The sequence below is a fragment of the Okibacterium fritillariae genome, from assembly GCF_052783725.1.
In genome coordinates this window covers 822900-842516 of the sequence record NZ_CP199917.1, presented here as the reverse complement: position 1 = coordinate 842516, position 19617 = coordinate 822900, and the positions used below count along the sequence as shown (strand labels likewise).

General features: G+C 67.1%; 13 protein-coding genes. 2 read left to right on the top strand and 11 right to left on the bottom strand.

Going from position 1 to position 19617, the window contains the following annotated elements:
• Positions 1 to 104: 104 nt before the first annotated feature.
• The 10 genes from ACUWEX_RS04070 to ACUWEX_RS04025 form a co-directional block, all read right to left on the bottom strand.
• Positions 105 to 1532: a hypothetical protein gene (locus tag ACUWEX_RS04070; protein WP_445997198.1), complete on the bottom strand. Its 1428-nt coding sequence runs from the start codon at positions 1530 to 1532 to the stop codon at positions 105 to 107.
• 107 nt (positions 1533 to 1639) lie between these two features.
• On the bottom strand, positions 1640 to 2881 hold the full coding sequence (gene mmsB / locus ACUWEX_RS04065) for a multiple monosaccharide ABC transporter permease (RefSeq protein ID WP_077053813.1): 1242 nt from the start codon (positions 2879 to 2881) through the stop codon (positions 1640 to 1642).
• 30 nt (positions 2882 to 2911) lie between these two features.
• Positions 2912 to 4441, bottom strand: a complete 1530-nt coding sequence (mmsA, locus tag ACUWEX_RS04060) for a multiple monosaccharide ABC transporter ATP-binding protein (protein ID WP_079726961.1) — start codon at positions 4439 to 4441, stop codon at positions 2912 to 2914.
• A gap of 150 nt (positions 4442 to 4591) precedes the next feature.
• The gene (gene chvE, locus ACUWEX_RS04055; RefSeq protein WP_200811515.1) at positions 4592 to 5671 is read right to left on the bottom strand and encodes a multiple monosaccharide ABC transporter substrate-binding protein; all 1080 of its coding nucleotides are present in this window, start codon (positions 5669 to 5671) and stop codon (positions 4592 to 4594) included.
• Between the two features lie 167 nt (positions 5672 to 5838).
• The gene (gene araA, locus ACUWEX_RS04050; protein ID WP_445997197.1) at positions 5839 to 7356 is read right to left on the bottom strand and encodes an L-arabinose isomerase; all 1518 of its coding nucleotides are present in this window, start codon (positions 7354 to 7356) and stop codon (positions 5839 to 5841) included.
• A complete protein-coding gene (locus tag ACUWEX_RS04045) occupies positions 7356 to 8066 on the bottom strand; it encodes an L-ribulose-5-phosphate 4-epimerase (protein WP_445997196.1) in 711 nt (236 codons plus the stop codon). The genes araA and ACUWEX_RS04045 overlap by 1 nt, the downstream gene beginning before the upstream one ends.
• Positions 8063 to 9898 carry a ribulokinase gene (gene araB, locus ACUWEX_RS04040; protein WP_445997195.1) on the bottom strand — a complete coding sequence of 612 codons (1836 nt, stop codon included), beginning with the start codon at positions 9896 to 9898 and terminating at the stop codon, positions 8063 to 8065. Before araB ends, ACUWEX_RS04045 begins: the two co-directional genes overlap by 4 nt.
• Positions 9899 to 10160: 262 nt before the next feature.
• Positions 10161 to 11198, bottom strand: coding sequence for a LacI family DNA-binding transcriptional regulator (locus ACUWEX_RS04035; RefSeq protein WP_079727907.1), 1038 nt, complete (start codon positions 11196 to 11198; stop codon positions 10161 to 10163).
• 1295 nt (positions 11199 to 12493) lie between these two features.
• Complete coding sequence (locus tag ACUWEX_RS04030) at positions 12494 to 13930, bottom strand: GH1 family beta-glucosidase (RefSeq protein WP_445997194.1); 1437 nt, start codon at positions 13928 to 13930, stop codon at positions 12494 to 12496.
• On the bottom strand, positions 13923 to 15254 hold the full coding sequence (locus ACUWEX_RS04025; RefSeq protein ID WP_445997193.1) for an ROK family transcriptional regulator: 1332 nt from the start codon (positions 15252 to 15254) through the stop codon (positions 13923 to 13925). Before ACUWEX_RS04025 ends, ACUWEX_RS04030 begins: the two co-directional genes overlap by 8 nt.
• Positions 15255 to 15398: 144 nt before the next feature.
• On the opposite strand from ACUWEX_RS04025, the gene xylA reads away from it, so the two are divergent.
• The gene (gene xylA, locus ACUWEX_RS04020) at positions 15399 to 16589 is read left to right on the top strand and encodes a xylose isomerase (RefSeq protein WP_079726954.1); all 1191 of its coding nucleotides are present in this window, start codon (positions 15399 to 15401) and stop codon (positions 16587 to 16589) included.
• Between the two features lie 257 nt (positions 16590 to 16846).
• A complete protein-coding gene (xylB, locus tag ACUWEX_RS04015) occupies positions 16847 to 18247 on the top strand; it encodes a xylulokinase (RefSeq protein WP_445997192.1) in 1401 nt (466 codons plus the stop codon).
• A gap of 157 nt (positions 18248 to 18404) precedes the next feature.
• Here the strand turns inward: xylB and ACUWEX_RS04010 are convergent, their stop codons facing one another.
• Positions 18405 to 19610 (bottom strand): glycerate kinase, encoded by a 1206-nt coding sequence (locus ACUWEX_RS04010; protein WP_445997191.1) that lies wholly within the window; start codon positions 19608 to 19610, stop codon positions 18405 to 18407.
• Positions 19611 to 19617 lie beyond the last annotated feature (7 nt).

Sequence of the window (19617 nt, the reverse complement as noted above, 5' to 3'; positions counted from 1 at the left end):
GCGTGTAAGCGGGCGGGAATCAGGTGCACGTAATGACCGACACCGGTCCGGGTGCGACGATGCGGCTCGACCCCGTCAATGACTGGTCGGTGGCGACCGGTGGGCTACAGCAGGGATGCCGCGTGAAGACGCGAACGCAAGACCCGTCCGAGGGAAGATGCGTTGGAGACAGTGCTCAACTCGATGGCGCCGAGGATCGATCCGGAGCCGACAATCAGAAGGCGATGTGCGCTCTCGGCGATATCGGCGGGCCGGGCCGACACCACCAGCACAGCGGCACCACGCGCCGCCAGTTCTCGAACAGCGCTCAATCGTGCCGCCCGGTCGGTAACGAACGGTTCATCGAGGATCACGGTTGCGGGCCCGGTGTCGGACCATGAGCGCAGGACATCGGTGAACGCGGATGGGTCTTCGCCGCCCCGCAGGACCGCTGCGAAGGGACGGCGCGACGGCCGATAGGCGCGACGGCCATCGATGACGCCCGCAGATGCGAGCCGCTTCAGAGAAGCCCCCGACACACTCGTCGGGATGCCACCCAGAACGCCCACGTCGTACGCGAGGGGCCGCTCACTCCCGTAGTTGATCCCCGCGGAAATCGCTTCGGAGACAGGGAGCGCGCCCACATCGATCGAAGTCCCGGAAGGCCGGGGGCGCAGAGTGACGCTCCCCTCGGCGGCAGGGCCCATCGAGCTACCGAAAAGACTAAGTGCCAGCTCGCGCGATCCGAGCCCCGTCAGAGCAAGGACTTCGCCGGCGTGAACCTCGAAGCTCACTCGATCGGCAATGGCGTGCGGAGCACCGGGCAGGGCTGGAACCGTCCACGCGCTGACCGACAATAGCGGAGGGACCCGTAGGGATGCGGGAGCACCCTTGGGCGTATTCGGCACCTCTGCGCCAGGCTCGGACGTCGGGCGCGTCCCGGGCGATACGTTTGCACTGGGTGCAGGCCGTGTGGCGAGAAGCGCGACGACGCTGTCGTACGCGGCCGGCCCGGGCCCGCAGGTGCCCTGCACACGAGCGACACCCGATTCGAGCGCGACGACCGTGATCGTCGTCGCAGCGGAGAGGAACGCGCCGACGGCGGCACCGGCGACGATGACGCGCACCCCGGCCGACGTGAGCTGCATGGACGCACGCACGATCGCGTCGCCCGCGACGTCGAGCCGGTCGGCGTTGATGGCGCAGGTCGTCGCCCCCTGAACGGTGACCCGCGCCACGGCGAAGAGCAGGCGATCCTGCGGCCGCACGGCCGGGGGCCCGTCGGGAACGAGGTCGAGGCCGAAGCGCCGGAACGCCTCGGCGGCCTCGCGCCGCATGCGGCCACGATCGACCAGGCCGAAGCGGCGGGGTTCGTGACCCAGGAAGAGGTTCTCGGCGGCATCCTGATACGGGCTGAGCGCCAGATCGCCGTCGATGACCGCCTCGACCGGAACCTGGAGGCGGACCAGCAGGTCGGCGACGTCGTCCACATCGGTGTCGGTCGCGATGACGTGCAGACCCGGGCCATCGAAGGCAGCCGCAGTCTCAGACATCCGCCCCGCCTTTCGCTTAAAGCCATCGGCGGAGGTCTCCGCCCTAGAAAAGAGAGGCCTCCGCCGATGGGTGTTACCAGATTACCGTGGCCCGCAGGCCGTCGAGCTTAGCGGCCGCCCGAGCGACGCTTGTTGTAGACGTCGAAGGCGACGGCGAGAAGAAGCACGAGGCCCTTCACGGCCTGCTGCCACTCGATGCCGATACCCATGATCGACATACCGTTGTTCAGCACACCGATGATCAGACCACCGATGATGGCTCCACCGATCGTTCCGACACCACCCTGCACCGCGGCGCCACCGATGAAGGCGGCGGAGATGGCCTCGAGCTCGAAGCCGTCACCGGCCTTCGGGCCGGCCAGGTTGAGGCGGGCGGTGAAGATCAGGCCGGCAAGAGCGGCCAGGATACCCATGTTGACGAACAGGAAGAAGTCGACCTTGCGGGTCTTGATACCCGAGAGCTCGGCGGCGTGACGGTTTCCACCGATCGCGTAGATGTGGCGACCGAACACGCTGCGGTTCATGATGACGCCGTAGATCATGACGAGAACGGCGAGGATGATGAGCGTGACGGGGATGCCCTTGTAGGCCGCGAGGGCGTAGGCGAAGAAGCCGATGGCCGCGATGATCAGCACGAGCTTGATGGTGAACCACACGATGGGTTCGACATCCTGGCCGTACTTCTGGCGACCGCTGCGCGTGCGCACCTGGCTGATGACGAGGGCGATGATGGCGATGACGGCCACACCGAGCGTCAGCGGGTCGAGCTCGAACTCGCCGAACACGCCGTCGAGGAAGCCGTTACCGAGGGCACGGTACTCGGCGGGGAACGAACCGATGTTGGCGTTGCCGAGCACGACGAGCGCGAGACCGCGGAAGATGAGCATGCCGGCCAACGTCACGATGAACGCTGGGATGCCCACATACGCGATCCAGAAGCCCTGCCAGACACCCACGGCCGCACCGATGGCGAGCGAGAGGATGACCGAGAGCCACCAGGGCAGCCCCATGTTCACGGCGAAGACACCCGAGACGGCGCCGACGAACGCCGCGACCGAACCGACCGACAGGTCGATGTGGCCGGCGATGATGACCATGACCATACCGATGGCCAGAACGAGGATGTATCCGTTCTGCACGATCAGGTTGGAGATGTTCTGCGGGCGCAGCAGGATGCCGTCGGTCAGGAACGAGAACAGCACGACGACCGCGATCAACGCGATGAAGATGCCGTTCTTGCCCAGGTCGCTGAGCACGTGAGTGAGCCAGCTGGTGAATTTGTTCTCGGTCGGGTTGACCAGAGCGCCGGCGGCGACGTTGTCCGTCGGCTTGGTTTCGAGATCAGACATTGTGATTCCCTGTTGTCGGTGCCGGGCGCCTTAGCGCGGCTTTTCCATGGTCATGAGTTTGAGAAGTGCTTCGGGGTTGGCTTCCTCGATGGGGAGTTCTCCCGTGATGCGGCCTTCCGAGAGTGCATAGATGCGGTCGCAGATGCCGATCAGCTCGGGCAGCTCCGACGAGATCACGATGACGCCCTTGCCGGCGGCGGCCAGCTTGTTGATGATCGTGTAGATCTCGTATTTCGCACCCACGTCGATACCGCGCGTGGGCTCGTCGAGGATGAGCACGTCGGGGTCGGAGTAGATCCACTTCGACAGCACGACTTTCTGCTGGTTTCCACCCGAGAGCTTGCCCGTCTTGACGAGCACGTTCGGCGCCTTGATGTTCATCGACTTGCGGAACCCGTCGGCGACGGCGTACTCCTCGTTGTCGTTGACGAGGCCGCCCTTCTCCAGCTTGTTCAGCGAGGCGAGGGCGATGTTGCGCTTGATGTCCTCGATCAGGTTGAGGCCGTAGTACTTGCGGTCCTCGGTGGCGTAGGCGAGGCCGTTCTTGATGGCCTCCGACACCGTGCGGGTCTTGATCTCCTGGCCGCGCTTGAACACCTTGCCGGTGATGCGCGTTCCGTAGGACTGGCCGAAGAGGCTCATCGCGAATTCGGTGCGCCCGGCGCCCATGAGCCCCGCGATGCCGACGATCTCGCCGGCCTTCACGTTGAGGTTCACGGCATCCACGACCACGCGGGACGGGTCCTGCGGGTGGTGGGCGGTCCATTCCTCGACGCGCAGGATCTCTTCGCCGATGGACGGCGTGTGATCGGGGTAGCGGTGTTCGAGGTCGCGGCCGACCATGTCCTTGATGATGCGCTCTTCGGTGACGTCGGTCGACCGGATGGTCTCGATCGTCTTTCCGTCGCGGATGATCGTGACCGAGTCGGCGACCTTCTTGATCTCGTTCAGCTTGTGGCTGATGATGATCGACGTGATGCCCTGCTCCTTGAGGTGCAGGATGAGGTTCAGCAGGTGATCGCTGTCGTCGTCGTTCAGGGCGGCGGTGGGCTCGTCGAGGATGAGGAGCTTCACGCGCTTGGAGAGCGCCTTTGCGATCTCGACGAGCTGCTGCTTGCCCACACCGATGTCGAGGATCTTGGTGGTGGGGTTCTCACGCAGGCCGACGCGGGCGAGCAGCGTCTGGGCCTCGTGGTTGGTCTTGTTCCAGTCGATCAGGCCGAACTTGTCGCGCTGCTCGTTGTTGAGGAAGATGTTCTCGGCAATCGACAGGTAGGGGCTGAGCGCCAACTCCTGGTGGATGATGACGATGCCCTCGGCCTCGGAGTCGCGGATGTCTTTGAACGACATGACCTTGTCTTCGAAAACGATGTCGCCCTCGTACGTGCCGTGGGGGTACACACCCGAGAGCACCTTCATGAGGGTCGACTTGCCGGCGCCGTTTTCGCCGCAGATGGCGTGCACTTCACCGCGCGCCACATCGAGGGTGACATCCGAGAGCGCTTTCACACCCGGGAACGTCTTCGTGATCCCCCGCATTTCGAGGATGTTCGTTGTCATGACGACACCTTTACCATTCCGCGTTTTCCTGATCGTTAAGTAGTGGGTGGCGGGGGCCGGCCGACGCGTGCGCCGACCGACCCTCACCGGGTGGTGCTGTGGGCTCAGGGCCCGATGGTGCTGAGAGCGAGAGCTCCGCGCGAGGCGGAATTAGCCCTTGATCTCGTCTTCGGTCCAGTAGCCGCTGTCGACCAGAACTTCCTTGATGTTGTCCTTGACGACGATCTGCGACTCGAGCAGGTAGGACGGGACGACCTTCTTGCCGTTGTCGTAGTCCTTGTCGTTGTTCGTCTCGGGCTTGTCACCCTCGAGGACGGCCTTGGCCATGTTGACGGCTTCCTTGGCCAGGTTGCGCGTGTCCTTGAAGATGGTGGCGTACTGCTCGCCGGACTCGATGGCCTTAACCGAGTCGAGCTCAGCGTCCTGACCCGAGATGACGGGCCATTCGTCGCCCGTGGAGTAGCCGGCGTCGGTCAGAGCCGAGATGATGCCTCGCGAGATGCCGTCGTACGGGGACAGGATGGCCTGCACCTTGTCGCCACCCGAGTAGGTCGACGTGAGGATGTTCTCCATGCGCTTCTGAGCGGTCTCGCCGTCCCAGCGCAGCGTTGCCGCCTGCTGGAAGTCGGTCTGGCCGGAGCCGACCTTGAGAACGCCCTTGTCGATGAACGGCTTCAAGGTGTCCTGAGCGCCATCCCAGAAGAACGTGGCGTTGTTGTCGTCGGGCGAACCGGCGAACATCTCGATGTTGAACGGGCCGGCGGGGGCGCCGTCGATGGCCTTGCCATCGAGGTCGACGAGGCCGAGGCCGTTCAGAACCGACGTGGCCTGCTGAACGCCGACCTTGTAGTTGTCGAACGAGGCGTAGTAGTCCACGTTCTCGGTGTCGCGGATAAGGCGGTCGTAGGCGATGACGGGGATGTCGGCGTCAGCGGCCTCCTGCAGAACGCTCGTGAGCGTGGTGCCATCGATCGAGGCGACGATCAGGGCCTTGGCGCCCTTGGTGATCATGTTCTCGAGCTGCGAAACCTGGGTGGGGATGTCGTCCTCGGCGTACTGCAGGTCGACCTTGTAGCCGGCGTCTTCGAGCTGCTTCTTGACGGCGTCGCCGTCCTGGATCCAACGCTCGGAGGACTTGGTCGGCATCGCAACGCCGACGAGGCCGCCGTCGCCTTCGCCGCCGCCGCCGCCGGAGCCGCCGGACGAGCACGCTGCCAGGGAGAAGACCATTGCACCTGCGGCGATGGTCGAGAGAATCACACGCTTCTTCACTGTGTTTCCTTTCAAGGGGTTGGACGTCACTGTCTCGTGGTGCTGGGGGGTTCCGATCACGTCCATGTCGATCGGTTCCCGGTATTCAGTTGTTGGTTCGTCGGTGATGCTGTTCTTTGGGGTATTCAGAGACCCTGCGCCAGGCGGTAGTAAGCCTGGTTCCAGCGCACTTCTCTCTGAAATTCGGGGAGCGAGGTCGACTCGTCGATGATGAGGAGCTCGGTCTTCGCCATCTCGGCGAAGTCGCGGAACACCTCGATCCCGACGGCGGTCGACATCACAGTGTGGTGGGCAGCGCCGGCCGTGAGCCAGGCTGCTGCGGACGTGGAGAAATCGGGGCGGGGCTTCCACACCGCGCGACCCACGGGCAGCTTCGGGAGCGCCTCGGCGGGTTCGATGACATCCACGACGTTCGCCGTGAGGCGGAACCGGTCGCGCATATCGCTCAGGGCGACGACGACGGCCGTGCCCGGGTCGGTGTTGAAGACCAGGCGCACCGGGTCCTCCTTGCCACCGATGCCGAGCGGGTGAACCTCGAGCGTGGGCGTCGAGGTGGTCAGGGACGGCGAGACCTCGAGCATGTGCGCGCCGAGGATCTGCTCGTTGCCGGGTTCGAGGTGGTAGGTGTAGTCCTCCATGAGGCTCGCACCACCGGGCAGGCCGGCACCCATCACGTTGGCCGTGCGCACGAGGATGGCGGTCTTCCAGTCGCCCTCGGCACCGAAACCGTAGCCCTCGGCCATGAGTCGCTGAACGGCGAGACCGGGCAGCTGACGCAGGGCGCCGAGGTCTTCGAAGCTCGTGGTGAAGGCGTGGAAACCGCCCGCCTCGAGGAACGTGCGCAGGCCGATCTCGATGGCGGCGCCGTAGCGCAGCGACTCGTGGCGTTCGGCACCCTTGCGCAGCTCGGGGACGACGTCGTAGAGCTCTTCGTATTCGGCCACGAGCGCGTCGATGTCGGCATCCGAGGCGGCGTGCACGGCCTCGGCGAGCTCGTTGACACCCCACGTATTGACCTGAACACCGAAACGGATCTCGGCCTCGGTCTTGTCACCCTCGGTGACGGCCACGTAGCGCATGTTGTCGCCGAAGCGGGCGAGCTTCATCGTGTTCGTCGCGGCCCAACCGGCGGCCGCACGCATCCAGGTGCCGACCTGCTCCTGCACGACGGGGTTCGACACGTGGCCGACGACCGTTTTGCGCGAGATGCCGAGGCGCGTCTGGATGTAGCCGAACTCGCGGTCGCCGTGGGCGGCCTGGTTGAGGTTCATGAAGTCGAAGTCGATCTCGGACCAGGGAAGCTCCACATTGGCCTGCGTGTGCAGGTGCAGCAGCGGCTTCTGCAGCGCGTCGAGACCCGAGATCCACATCTTGGCGGGGCTGAACGTGTGCATCCAGGCGATGAGGCCGATGACCGTGTCGTCGGAGTTGGCGTCGAGGGCCGCGCGGCGGATGGACTCGGAATCCTTCAGCACGTCCTTCCAGACGATCTTCACGGGCACGGATGCCGCGGCACCGAGTTCACGCGCGATGACCTGGGACTGCTCGGCGACCTGACGCAGGGTCTCCTCGCCGTAGAGGTTCTGGCTTCCCGTGAGGAACCAGACTTCGTAGGCGTCGAGGGTGGTGGTGAGTTTCGGCATCAGTTGATCTGTCCTTGAGGCTGCTGTCCGTAGACGTTCTGGTAACGGTCGAAGAGGGAGTCGATGGCATCCGTGGGGATGGCGGTGGGCTCACCGAGCTGGCGGGCGAGGTGCACGCTGCGCGCGACATCCTCGACCATGACGGCGGCCTTGACGGCATCCTTCGCGTCGCGCCCGATGGTGAACGGGCCGTGGTTGGCCATGAGCACAGCGCGGCTGCGGTGACCCGTGAGGGTCTCGACGATGCCGCGGCCGATGGAGTCGTCACCGATGATGGCGAACGGGCCCACGGGGATCTCGCCGCCGAACTCGTCGGCCATGGCCGTGATGACGCACGGGATGGGTTCGCGGCGTGCGGCCCAGGCCACGGCGTAGGTGGAGTGCGTGTGCACGACTCCCCCGATCTCGGGCATGTGGCGGTAGACGTAGGCGTGCGCGGCCGTGTCGCTCGAGGGCGAGCGGTCGGAGCCGGGCGTGCCGGGGATGACGTCGCCGTTCAGGTCGCACAGGATCATGTTCTCGGGCGCCAGGTCGTCGTAGCTCACGCCGGACGGCTTGATGACGAAGAGGTCGGCTCCGGGCACGCGGCCCGAGACGTTGCCGCCGGTCCACACGATCAGGTTGTAGCGGACCAGTTCGTTGTGCAGGCGGGCGACGTCGGCGCGCACGCGGGCGATCTGGACCTCGAGTTCGGGGCCGTAGGTGCTCATGCGTTCACCCCGGCGTTCTCGTCGAGGGCGGATGCTTCGGTGTCGAAGGCGTCGGCGGTCGAGGCGGAGGTGCCCGCGTCGACGGCGGCTGCGGCATCCTGGGCCGTCTGCGGCGCGTCGGTCTCACCGAGCACAGCGCGGCGGATGGCCTTCAGGCGATGCATGACATCGTTGCCGCCGCGACCGAAGTAGTCGTAGAGCGTGGAGTATTCGGCGAACAGCGCGTCGTAGGCGTCGGCGCGCTCGGCATCGGGCGTGTAGACGGCGCGGTCGACCTTGCCCATGGCCTGGCTGGCGGCCGTGATGTCGGCGTAGGCACCGGCGGCGACGGCCGCGTGGATGGCCGAACCGAGCGCGGGGCCCTGGTCGCTCGCGATGATCGAGATGGGCATGCGCAGGATGTCGGAGTAGGTCTGCATGAGGAACGCGTTCTTCAGCAGGCCGCCGGCGACGATGAACTCGGTGACGGGCACGCCCGAGGCGTTGAACGTCTCGACGATGACACGCGTGCCGAAGGCCGTGGCCTCGAACAGCGCGCGGTAGATCTCTTCGGGGCGGGTCGTGAGCGTGGTGCCGAGCACGACGCCCGAGAGCTCGTGGTCGACGAGCACCGAGCGGTTGCCCGACTGCCAGTCGAGCGCGACGAGGCCATGTCCGCCCACCGGCTGGTGCTCGATGAGGGTGGTCAGGTACTGGTGGATGCTGAGGCCACGCGCCTCGGCTTCGGCGTAGTAGGAGCCGGGGACCTGGTTCTTCACGTACCACGCGAAGATGTCGCCGACACCGGACTGGCCGGCCTCGTAGCCGTAGAGCCCTGAGACGATGCCGCCGTCGACGACGCCGCACATGCCGGGCACGACGGCCAGGGTGTCGGAGTTCATGACGTGGCAGGTGGAGGTGCCCATGATGGCGACCATCTGGCCGGGGTTCGTGGCCTGGGCCGCGGGGGCCGACACGTGCGCGTCGACGTTTCCGACGGCCACGGCGATGCCCTCGGGCAGGCCGGTCCAGGAGGCGGCTTCGGCGCTCAGGCGGCCGGCGGCGTCACCCAGCTGACCGATGGTGTGCGCCACCTTGGTCTCGGCGAAGTCCGCGAAGTCGGGGTTGAGCGCGCCGAGGAACTCCTGCGACGGGTATTCGCCGTCCTGCAGGATGCCCTTGTAGCCGGCGGTGCAGGCGTTGCGCACGTATTCGCCCGTGAGCTGCCAGACGATCCAGTCGGCCGCCTCGACCCAGTGGTCCATGCGGTTGTAGAGCTCGGGGTCTTCTTCGAGCAGCTGCAGGCCTTTGGCGAATTCCCACTCGCTCGAGATGAGGCCGCCGTAGCGGGGCAACCATTCTTCGCCGCGTTTGGCAGCGAGCTCGTTGATGCGGTCGGCCTGCGGCTGCGCGGAGTGGTGCTTCCACAGCTTCACGTAGGCGTGCGGGCGGTCGGCGTACTCGGGAAGCTCGTTGAGCGGCGTGCCGTCGGCCAGGGTCGGAACCATGGTGCAGGCCGTGAAGTCGGTGCCGATGCCGATGACCTGCGACGGGTCGATGCCCGCCTTCTGCACAGCCTCGGGGACGGCGGTCTTCAGCACGTCCACGTAGTCGGAGGGCACCTGCAATGCCCAGTCCGGCGAGAGCGTCTTGCCGGATGCCGCGAGCGTCGTGTCCATCACGGCGTGCGGGTAGTCGAGTGCTGCGGAGGCCAATTCGGTGCCGTCCGAGACGCGCACGACGACCGCGCGGCCCGAGAGGGTGCCGTAGTCGACGCCGATGACGTACTGCTCCGCCGGATCGCCCGCGGGCGTGGCGGCTGCCGTCGGCTGGCCATGGTCGGTGTTGCTCACTGAGACTCCTTTGTCGTGTCAGGTTCAGCGCCTCAGCCGATTGCAGGTCGGGGAGGATGTGCTGGGATGTGACCGGTCACATCGTTGACAAACACTACCCCCAATCTCGAAACAATTGTCAATTCGGCAATGTCTCGATTCGATAAACGCTCACCCCCATTCGGGAGCAGCACCGACGGGGATGCCGTCACACCGGTGTCACATCCCTGTCACACGGGTGTCACACCGCCCCTCCTGGCGTTCTTCGACCCTCGGCGAGGGGCTAGAAGCTCGGGCCCGCCGTCGACCCGCGCACCACGAGCTCGGCCGTGATGCCCTCGATGTTGACGACCTCGGGTTCGGAGATGTTGCCGAGCAGCTGCGCCACGCAGCGGCGGCCCAGCTCGGTGAAGTCCTGCCGCACGGTCGTGAGAGGTGGCCAGAAGTGCGCAGCCTCGGGGATGTCGTCGAAGCCGACGATGCTCACATCGCGCGGGCAGTCGAGCCCCTCGTCCCGGATCGCGTGGATCAGCCCGAGGGCCATCTGATCGTTCGACGAGAAGATCGCCGTGAAGTCGCGGAAACGCAGCAGCTCGCGGCCTGCCCGGTAGCCGAAGTCGGCCGACCAGTCGCCGAGAATCGGGGCGGTGGTCGGGATGTCCTGAGCGCTCATCTCCTCGAGGAAACCGGCCATGCGCTCTTCGGCCTCGATCCAGTCCTGCGGGCCGGCCAGGTGGTAGATCATGCGGTGGCCGCGTTCGATCAGGTGGCGCGTGGCGAGACGCGCGCCACCCCGCTGGTCGACCGAGACGGTGTGCGGCGAATCCGACGACGACTGCATGGTCACGTAGGGAACCGAGACCTGCAGCTCGGAGATGACGTCGAACACGCGTTTCTGCGGGGCGATCACCACGATGCCCTCGACCGATTGAGAGACGAGGTGGTTCAGGGCATCCTGAATGCCGGATGTCTCGGTGTTATGCATATTGGCCGTGCTGACGTAATAGCCAGCCTCACGTGCGGCGTCTTGGATGGCACCGATGCTCGAGGCCGGCCCGTAATGCGAGGCGCTCGTGGCGGCGAGGATGCCGATGGTGCGCGACTTCGACGTCACGAGCGTGCGAGCCGCACGGTTGGGCCGATACTGCAGCTGCTCCATCACCTGGAGCACGCGCTCCTTGGTGGCCTCGCGGATACTGGGGTGATCGTTGAGCACGCGGGACACCGTCTGGTGCGAGACCCCCGCCGCTTTGGCGACGTCGCGGATGTTGGGCGCGCGAGGCGGGCTCGCGGAATCCGCAGCCCCCGACAGCTCTGTCATGTTCGAACCTCGCACGATATGTGCACGGTCACATCGGCCGCACCCCCCAATTATGCCCCGGGCAGAGGACCCCGCTGCGTCAGGGTTTGGGTTTCGGTTCAGGACGAAGGGCGGCGAAGCCACATACGAACGCGGCCATCAGCAATAAGACGTCCGAGAGCACAAAGCTCCCCCTGAGCGAAAGTACAAGCCAATAACACGCAAAGTAGGCGAGCCCCATGAAAACGAGGCGCGGAATTCGTCTCGACATGGCTCAACCCAGCAAACTCGCGACAGCGAGAGTACCGACTGACGTGACGACCCCGCAGGTCATGGAATTGCGTGAACACCACTTTTGGAGTGCCGTGTACCCCTGTCCGACGACTCCCCAAATGTTAGGCCCCGAGCGGCTTTGAGCCGCGAACACGACTTTGCCGTTGATGTAGAGGCGGTAGTACTGGCCGCATGTGGAGGGATTTCTCCCCGTCCAGTCATATGACTTCGTCATTCCACCCGAGTAGGTGCACGTTGCCCGCGTGTATCCCGATGCCATGCGCGTAGTTGGGGCCGGGGATGTCGCAGGCGTCAGGAGCCGGTAAGAACCGTCGCGCTCGACTTCTTCCAGCGTCAATGGCTGAAGGATCACCGGGGATGAGCGATCGCTGGCCTGGGCGTGAGGGACTGTCACTGGGTTCACTACGGTCACGGCAATGACGGCCGCAGAAAGGAGAATGCGTGTAGAAAGAAGTTGAACGGTCATGGAAACCTCGCTGATTCGGGGAGCGCCGGAGTCGTTCCTAAAACAGTGATATGCCCGCACCCTGACGACCACTTCAGGCTCGGTTCCGTTGAGGTGCTAAACAACTCGGGCACAACCGTTTTCCACGCAAAATGGCCGATGTGGAACCTTGTGGCAGCCACTTCAGGCGTCGATGGCGCGCCACTTCGCCCGTCCCACGGGGAGACACGCCGCGGTTTTCAAGAGCGCTCACGCGGAACCACCGTGACCGGATGCAGATATTCTGATTTTCGACCGGCGAACATCGCCCTTGAGCCGATAACGACTTGGGGAAGCGTCCGTACTATCACGCGAGGAGGAGTCGTTGAGTGAAACAAAAGGCCGCCCACACAGGGCTAGCTGGGCCTATTTCCTGATTCTCGCCCTTGCGTTTGGCGCACTCGCCATTTGGAATGGCTCGACGGGGTCAGTCGGTGTTGGCATCGCATTCGCCGTCCTTGGCGTTGCTCTCGCGAGTTTCGCTCTGCTCAGGAGACGTGACGAGCGACGCAGCGACCGCTGACCGCGCAGCCGACGCTCAGTCGGGGATGCGGTTGGTGGCGGCGAGCTCCGAGTACCAGAGGGCGGAGTCCTTGGGGGTGCGCTCGAGCGTGTCGTAGTCGACGCGCACGATGCCGAAGCGCTTCGAGTAGCCGTAGGCCCACTCGAAGTTGTCCATGAGCGACCAGACCTGGTAGCCGCGCAGGTCGACACCGCGAGACAGGGCCTTGTGTGCGGCCGTGATGTGGCGGCGCAGGTAGTCGGTGCGGTCGGCGTCGGGCACGCGGCCATCCACGACCTGGTCGTCGAAGGCGGCGCCGTTCTCGGTGATCATGAGCGGCAGGTTCGGGTAGGCCGTCGACACACTGACGAGCAGCTCTTCGAGGCCCGAGGGGTCGATGTTCCAGCCCATCTCGGTGTGCGGGCCGGGCTGCTCGAGGAATTCGATGTCGGATGCCGCGGGCCAGGGCGAGACGGACGCTTCACCGTGCCCGTCGGCGCTCTGCTTGGGGCTCACGCCATCCCACACCCGCACGAGGTTGGTGGAGTAGTAGTTGACGCCCAGCAGGTCGAGGGGCTGCTTGATGAGGTCGAGGTCGCCGTCGTGCACGAAGGACCAGTCGGTGACCTCGCTCGTGTCGGCGATGACATCCGCGGGGTATTCGCCGTCGAGGAGCGGGCCGAGGAAGACACGGTTGCCGAGGCCGTCGATGCGGCGAACGGCTTCGGCGCCGGTCTCGCCCTCCGGACGCAGGACGTGCAGGTTGAGCGTGATGGAGAACTGAGGATCGTTGGTGACGACCTCTTTCAGCGCGGTGACCGCGAGGCCGTGCGCGAGGTTGAGGTGGTGCACGGCCGCGAGCGAGGCGGCGTAGTCGTTGAGGCCGGGTGCGTGTACGCCCGAGGCGTAGCCCAGGTAGGCCGAGCACCAGGGCTCGTTGAGCGTGGTCCACGTGCCGATGCGGTCGCCGAAGGCCTGGCCCACGATGCGGGCGTAGTCGGCGAAGGCGTAGGACGTGGCACGGTTGGCCCAGCCGCCCTCGTCTTCGAGGGCCTGCGGCAGGTCCCAGTGGTAGAGCGTGACGATGGGGGTGATGCCGCGCTCGATGAGGCCGTCGATGAGGCGCGTGTAGAACGCGATGCCCTCGGGGTTGGCGGGGCCACGACCGGTGGGCTGGATGCGCGGCCACGAGATCGAGAAGCGGTAGGCCTGCAGGTTGAGCGACTTCATCAGGTCGAGGTCGGCGTCGAGGCGGTGGTAGTGGTCGTCGGCCTGGTCGCCGGTGTCTCCGTTGTGCACCTTGCCGGGTGTGTGGCTGAACGTGTCCCAGATGGAGGGGCCGCGGCCGCCTTCGTTCACGGCGCCTTCGATCTGGTAGGACGCCGTGGCGGAGCCGAAGACGAAGTCGGCCGGGAACTGGAGCCCGGCGTTGCGATAGTCGTCGCGGTAGTCGGTGGTTGCCACATCAGTCATCGGAGGTGCCTTTCTGTTCGTCGACGGCGGCGGTGCCGTCGGCGCGGGCATGTGCAGCCCGCTGGTCCATTATTGCAGGGATGAGAGCGCGATCACTGCCGCCCGCCCGAGCCTCGGCGCGGCGAGCGAACCCGGCGGGATCGGCGATCACGGCCGAGAAGGGCAATTCGGCCGCCCCGATGAGCAGGAGATCACTGCCGAGTTCGGCCGACACGATGCTGACGCCTTCCCACGACGCGGCGAGCGTCTGGGCGCCGACCTGGCGCTCGAGATGAGCGGGATCGCATTCGGCGAGCGCGGCCAAGAACCCGCCCAGCACCACGCGTTCGGGGTTCAACACGTTGATGGCGTTGCGCAGGGCGACCGACAGGATGTCGAGCTCGCGGCGGATCTCGGCGTGCACCCGCGCATCGTCCGACGCCCGCAGCGCGCTCGCGAACTCTTCGGGATCCGCGCCGTCGAGACCCAGCATCGCGAGCAGACGCGCGCGGCTGACCTCCTCCTCGAGGGTGCCGCCCGTGGTCGGCGACGATGGGCCGTGCGGCGCCGTCACGAGGTTGTGCCCGAATTCGCCCGCGAACCCATTGAGGCCGCCGAGAGGTGCGCCGTTGGCCACCACTCCCCCGCCGATTCCCGAGGCGCCACCATTGAGGTAGATGAAGTCGTCGTGGCCGCGGCCCGCGCCGAAGAGTTGTTCGGCTTGCGCGCCCAGGCTGGCGTCGTTGGCAGCGTAGGCCGCCAGACCGGTCGCCTCGGCCATCCGCTCGGCGACGGGGGCGTCGCGCCACCCGAGGTGCGGCGCCAATCGCACGAGCCCGTCGCGCGACCGGACGAGACCCGGCACCGCGACCCCCACCCCGGCGATCTGCCAATCGGGGGCTTCGGGATGCTCGCGGCGCAGCGTGTCGATCGACTCGGCGGCTAGGCGCACGGCGTCGTCGACCGACGGCACGCGGGAGACCTCGCGGCGCACCCGTGAGACGACCTCGCCATTCATGCGCACGAGGCCGACGGTGATGGCGTCGAGCTCGGGGTTGACCGCGAACGCGACGCACGCGGCATCCGCTCGCACGACGGGTGAGGGGCGGCCCACCTGGCCCTGCGTGCCGGGCACGGATTCGGAGACGAGACCCGCCGCCGAGAGTTCGGCGACGAGCGCGGCGATGGTGGAGCGGTTGAGGCCCGTGTGCCGCGTGAGCTCGGACCGCGACGACGGACCCAGGCGGTGCACGAGCGACAGCACCCGGGACAGGTTGTTCCGGCGCACGGACTCGAGCGTGTTGCCGCGGCCCGGTGCGTGCGGGTCGTTCGGCGCCGCGTTCATGCGCGCCCCGGACCGGGCGGCAGACGGCGAACGGATGTCGTGATCATTAGGTGGAACCCTATCGAACGGGTTGCCGCGGCATCCGATCGGTTATATGTTGTAACTACCAACAAATCACCAACGACGTTGACAGAAGGAATTCGCATGTCACTCACGCCCACCCGCGACGACAAATTCTCATTCGGCCTCTGGACCATCGGATACAACGGTGCCGATCCCTTCGGCGGCCCCACCCGGCCCCCGCTCGATGTGGTGCACGGCGTTGAGAAACTCTCGGAACTCGGCGCCTACGGCCTCACCTTCCACGATGACGACCTGTTCGCCTTCGGCTCGACGGATGCCGAGCGCCAGACGCAGATCGACCGTCTGAAGGGCGCGCTCGACGACACCGGCATCATCGTGCCCATGGTCACCACGAACCTGTTCTCGGCCCCCGTCTTCAAAGACGGCGGCTTCACGTCGAACGACCGTGCCGTGCGACGCTTCGCACTGCGCAAGGTGCTGCGCAACATCGACCTCGCCGCCGAGCTCGGGGCCAAGACGTTCGTCATGTGGGGCGGGCGCGAGGGTGCCGAATACGATTCGGCCAAGGACATCCGTCAGGCGCTCGAGCGCTACCGCGAGGCCGTCAACCTGCTGGGCGACTACGTGACCGACAAGGGTTATGACATTCGCTTCGCGATCGAGCCGAAGCCCAACGAGCCCCGCGGCGACATCCTGCTGCCGACGCTCGGCCACGCGCTGGCGTTCATCGAGACACTCGAGCGGCCCGAGCTCGTGGGCGTGAACCCCGAGGTCGGCCACGAGCAGATGGCGGGCCTGAACTTCGCCGCCGGCATCGCGCAGGCGCTCTACCAGGGCAAGCTCTATCACATCGACCTCAACGGGCAGCGCGGCATCAAGTACGACCAGGACCTCGTGTTCGGTCACGGCGACCTGCAGAACGCCTTCGCGCTCGTCGACCTGCTGGAGAACGGCGGCCCGAACGGCGGGCCCGCCTATGACGGACCGCGTCACTTCGACTACAAGCCGAGCCGCACCGAAGACGAGACGGGTGTCTGGGAGTCGGCCGCGGCCAACATGCGCACCTACCTGCTGCTGAAGGAGCGCGCGGCCTCGTTCCGCGCCGACCCCGAGGTGCAGGAGGCCCTCGCGGCCGCCCGCGTGCCCGAGTTGAGCGTCAACACGCTGAACGACGGCGAAAGCTACGACGACCTGCTGGCCGACCGCAGCGCCTACGAGGAGTTCAACAGCGACGAGTACTTCGGCGGCAAGGGCTTCGGCTTCGTGAAGCTGCAGCAGCTTGCTCTGGAGCACCTTTTGGGCGCGCGCTAGGCGCGCTCAAAAGGGGCTAAAGGCGGCAGCCTTATGGCGCGGGCGCTTCGCACCCGCGAAATGCGCGGGCGCTTCGCACCCGCGAAAGGCGGTAGCCCTAGGGCGGAAGAGCGATTCAGCTCTTCCGCCCGTCCCGCGGCAGCCTGTGAACCGCAACCGCCAAGTCCCGCCTCGAAAAACCAGCCACTTGCCTTCCCCACCCCAAACACCCTGTAATCCCAAACCCCGCACCCCCCACCCCCGAAAGGCCCCGACCAATGCCGCTCGTAGCCGGAGTCGACTCCTCCACCCAGTCCTGCAAGATCGTCATCCGCGACGCGGACACGGGCGAGGTCATCCGCCGCGGCCGAGCCACGCACCCCGTGGGAACCGAGGTCGACCCGGCAGCCTGGTGGGAGGCCCTGAACGACGCCATCGCTGACGCCGGCGGCCTCGGCGATGTGGCCGCGATCTCGATCGCGGGCCAGCAGCACGGGATGGTGGTGCTCGACGCCGAGGGCCGAGTCATCCGCCCCGCCCTGTTGTGGAATGACACTCGCAGCGCGCAGGCCGCCGCCGATCTCGCGACCGAGGTCGGCGCCGCCGAATACGCCGCCCAGACGGGCCTCGTCCCCGTCGCCTCGTTCACCGCCTCGAAGCTGCGCTGGTTGCGCGACGCCGAGCCCGAGAACGCCGCCCGGGTCGCCGCGGTGGCACTTCCCCACGATTGGCTGACGTGGCGCCTGCTCGGCTTCGGCCCGGCCGACGACAGCGCGCTCGGCCCCGTGCTCGACGCCCTGACGACCGACCGTTCCGACGCGTCCGGCACGGCCTATTGGTCGGCCATCACCGAGGACTATGACCGAGGTTTGCTCGAGCGGGCCCTCGGACACGACGCCATCCTGCCGCGCGTGCTGCGCCCCGACGAGCGCGCGGGCACCACGCCCGACGGCCTCATCGTCGGTCCGGGCGCGGGCGACAACGCGGGAGCCGCGCTCGGTCTCGACGCCGGCGCGGGCGACGTGGTCGTATCGATCGGCACCTCGGGCACCGTTTTCGCCGTCACCGACACCGTGTCGACCGACGCCTCGGGCACGGTGGCCGGTTTCGCCGACGCATCCGGCCGCTACCTCCCGCTCGTCGCGACCCTCAACGCCGCGCGCATTCTCGATGCCGTGGCCGGGCTGTTGGGCGTCGACCACGACGAACTCGGGCGGCTCGCGCTCGACGCCGAGCCCGGTTCATCCGGCCTTGTGTTGCAGCCCTATTTCGAGGGTGAGCGCACCCCCAACCGACCGGATGCCACGGCCACCCTCTTCGGCCTGACCCTGTCGAGCACCACACGCCCGACGCTCGCCCGCGCGGCCATCGAGGGTCTGCTGTGCGGTCTCGCCGACGGACTCGACGCCGTGCGCGCCCAGGGCGTCGAGGTGTCGCGCGTGCTCGTCATCGGCGGCGCGGCGCTCAACCCGGCCGTTCAGGCCATCGCGGCCGAGGTGTTCGCCGAACCGGTCGTCATTCCTCAGCCGGGCGAATATGTGGCGGATGGCGCGGCCGTGCAGGCGGCCTGGGCCCTGACGGGCTCGCGCCCCTCGTGGCCTGTGGCCACCCTCGCGACTCCCGCCCCGAACGCGCAGCCCATCATCCGCGAGCAGTACGCGGCACGCCGGGACGGCTGATCGGCTCGACAGCCCCGACCGGCCCGGTCGACCTCACAGGTGGCTCGGTCAGCCTGGCGGGTGGCTCGGTCGGCCTGGCGGGTGGCTCGGTCGGCCTGGCGGGTGGCTCGGTCGGCCTGGCAAGAGGCTCGGTCGGCCCGGCAGGCCCGATGTCGATCTAACCTGCCGCCGAGTGGCGTCGCGCCAGTTCGGCCCCGGCGCGACGCGCGTACTCGAGCGGTCCGGCCAGCGCGGCCTCGACGCTGCCCGCGAGCTCGACCAACGAGACGGCATCGTCGAAGAGGCCGCTCGGGTCATCCGCGATCATGCCCGCGACAAGAAGGTTTTGCGCACCATCGGGGGCGAGGTTGACCACGTAGGACGGCACCTTGCCGGCCGCCGACTGCGCGTCATAGCGGCCCTCGCCCGTGATGACGACATCGGCGGATGCGGTGGCCGCCGGCAGCCCGATGGCCTCACCCACGGCAACCGAACCGGCCGCCATCGTCGCCCCCCAGAGCAACAGCCCGAAACCCGTCCCACCGGCGGCACCCGAGCCGGGCTCTTCGGCGAGACGATCGACAGCCGAGGCGTCGAGAGCGCCGAGCTCGCCTCGGGCAGCTGACGACCGGGCCGCTTCGACGAGGCGCCCGAGCGCGGCATCCAAGACCGCGATATCGGGAACCGTCGCACCCTTCTGCGGCCCGAAGACGGCGGCCGCGCCTGATAGGCCGCGGAGAGGGTTCGTGACATCGGACAGGATGGCGACACCACGCGGTGGAAGCGCCCGCACGTCACGGAGGTCGAGCGTGTCGAGAGTGTCGAGCCCGCGCGCGCCCGAGGCGATCGGCGCGCCGTCGTGGGTGAGGAGCCGCGCGCCGAGGGCGCTCAGCATGCCCGCGCCGCCGTCGGTCGACGAGCTGCCGCCGAGGCCCACGAGCACGCGCTCGGCACCCGCATCGAGCGCGTGCGCGATCACCTCGCCGAAGCCGTGCGTGTGCGCATCGTGCGGCCGCAGCGGGTCGAGCAGCGTGATGCCGCTCGCCGACGCCAACTCGACGACCGCAGTGCCGTCGGGCAGCAGCAGCCAGTCGGTGTCGACGAGCTCGTCGTCGGGGCCCGAGACCTGAACGGTGTGCCGGACGGCGGCGGGAACGGCGGCCGCGAAGGCCTCCACCGTTCCCTCGCCGCCGTCGGCCATGGGCAGCAGGACGAGCTCGTCGCCCGGCCGCACCTCGTGCCATCCCGCCGCAATTTCCTCGGCGACCTCGGTAGCCGTGGCCGTGCCCTTGAACGAATCGGGCGCGATCACGACCCTCACCCCCTGCGGCTGGAGTTCTAAGGCCTGCTGGGGATCTGAGTGCTGCTGCGGTTCTGACGCCATCGTCATT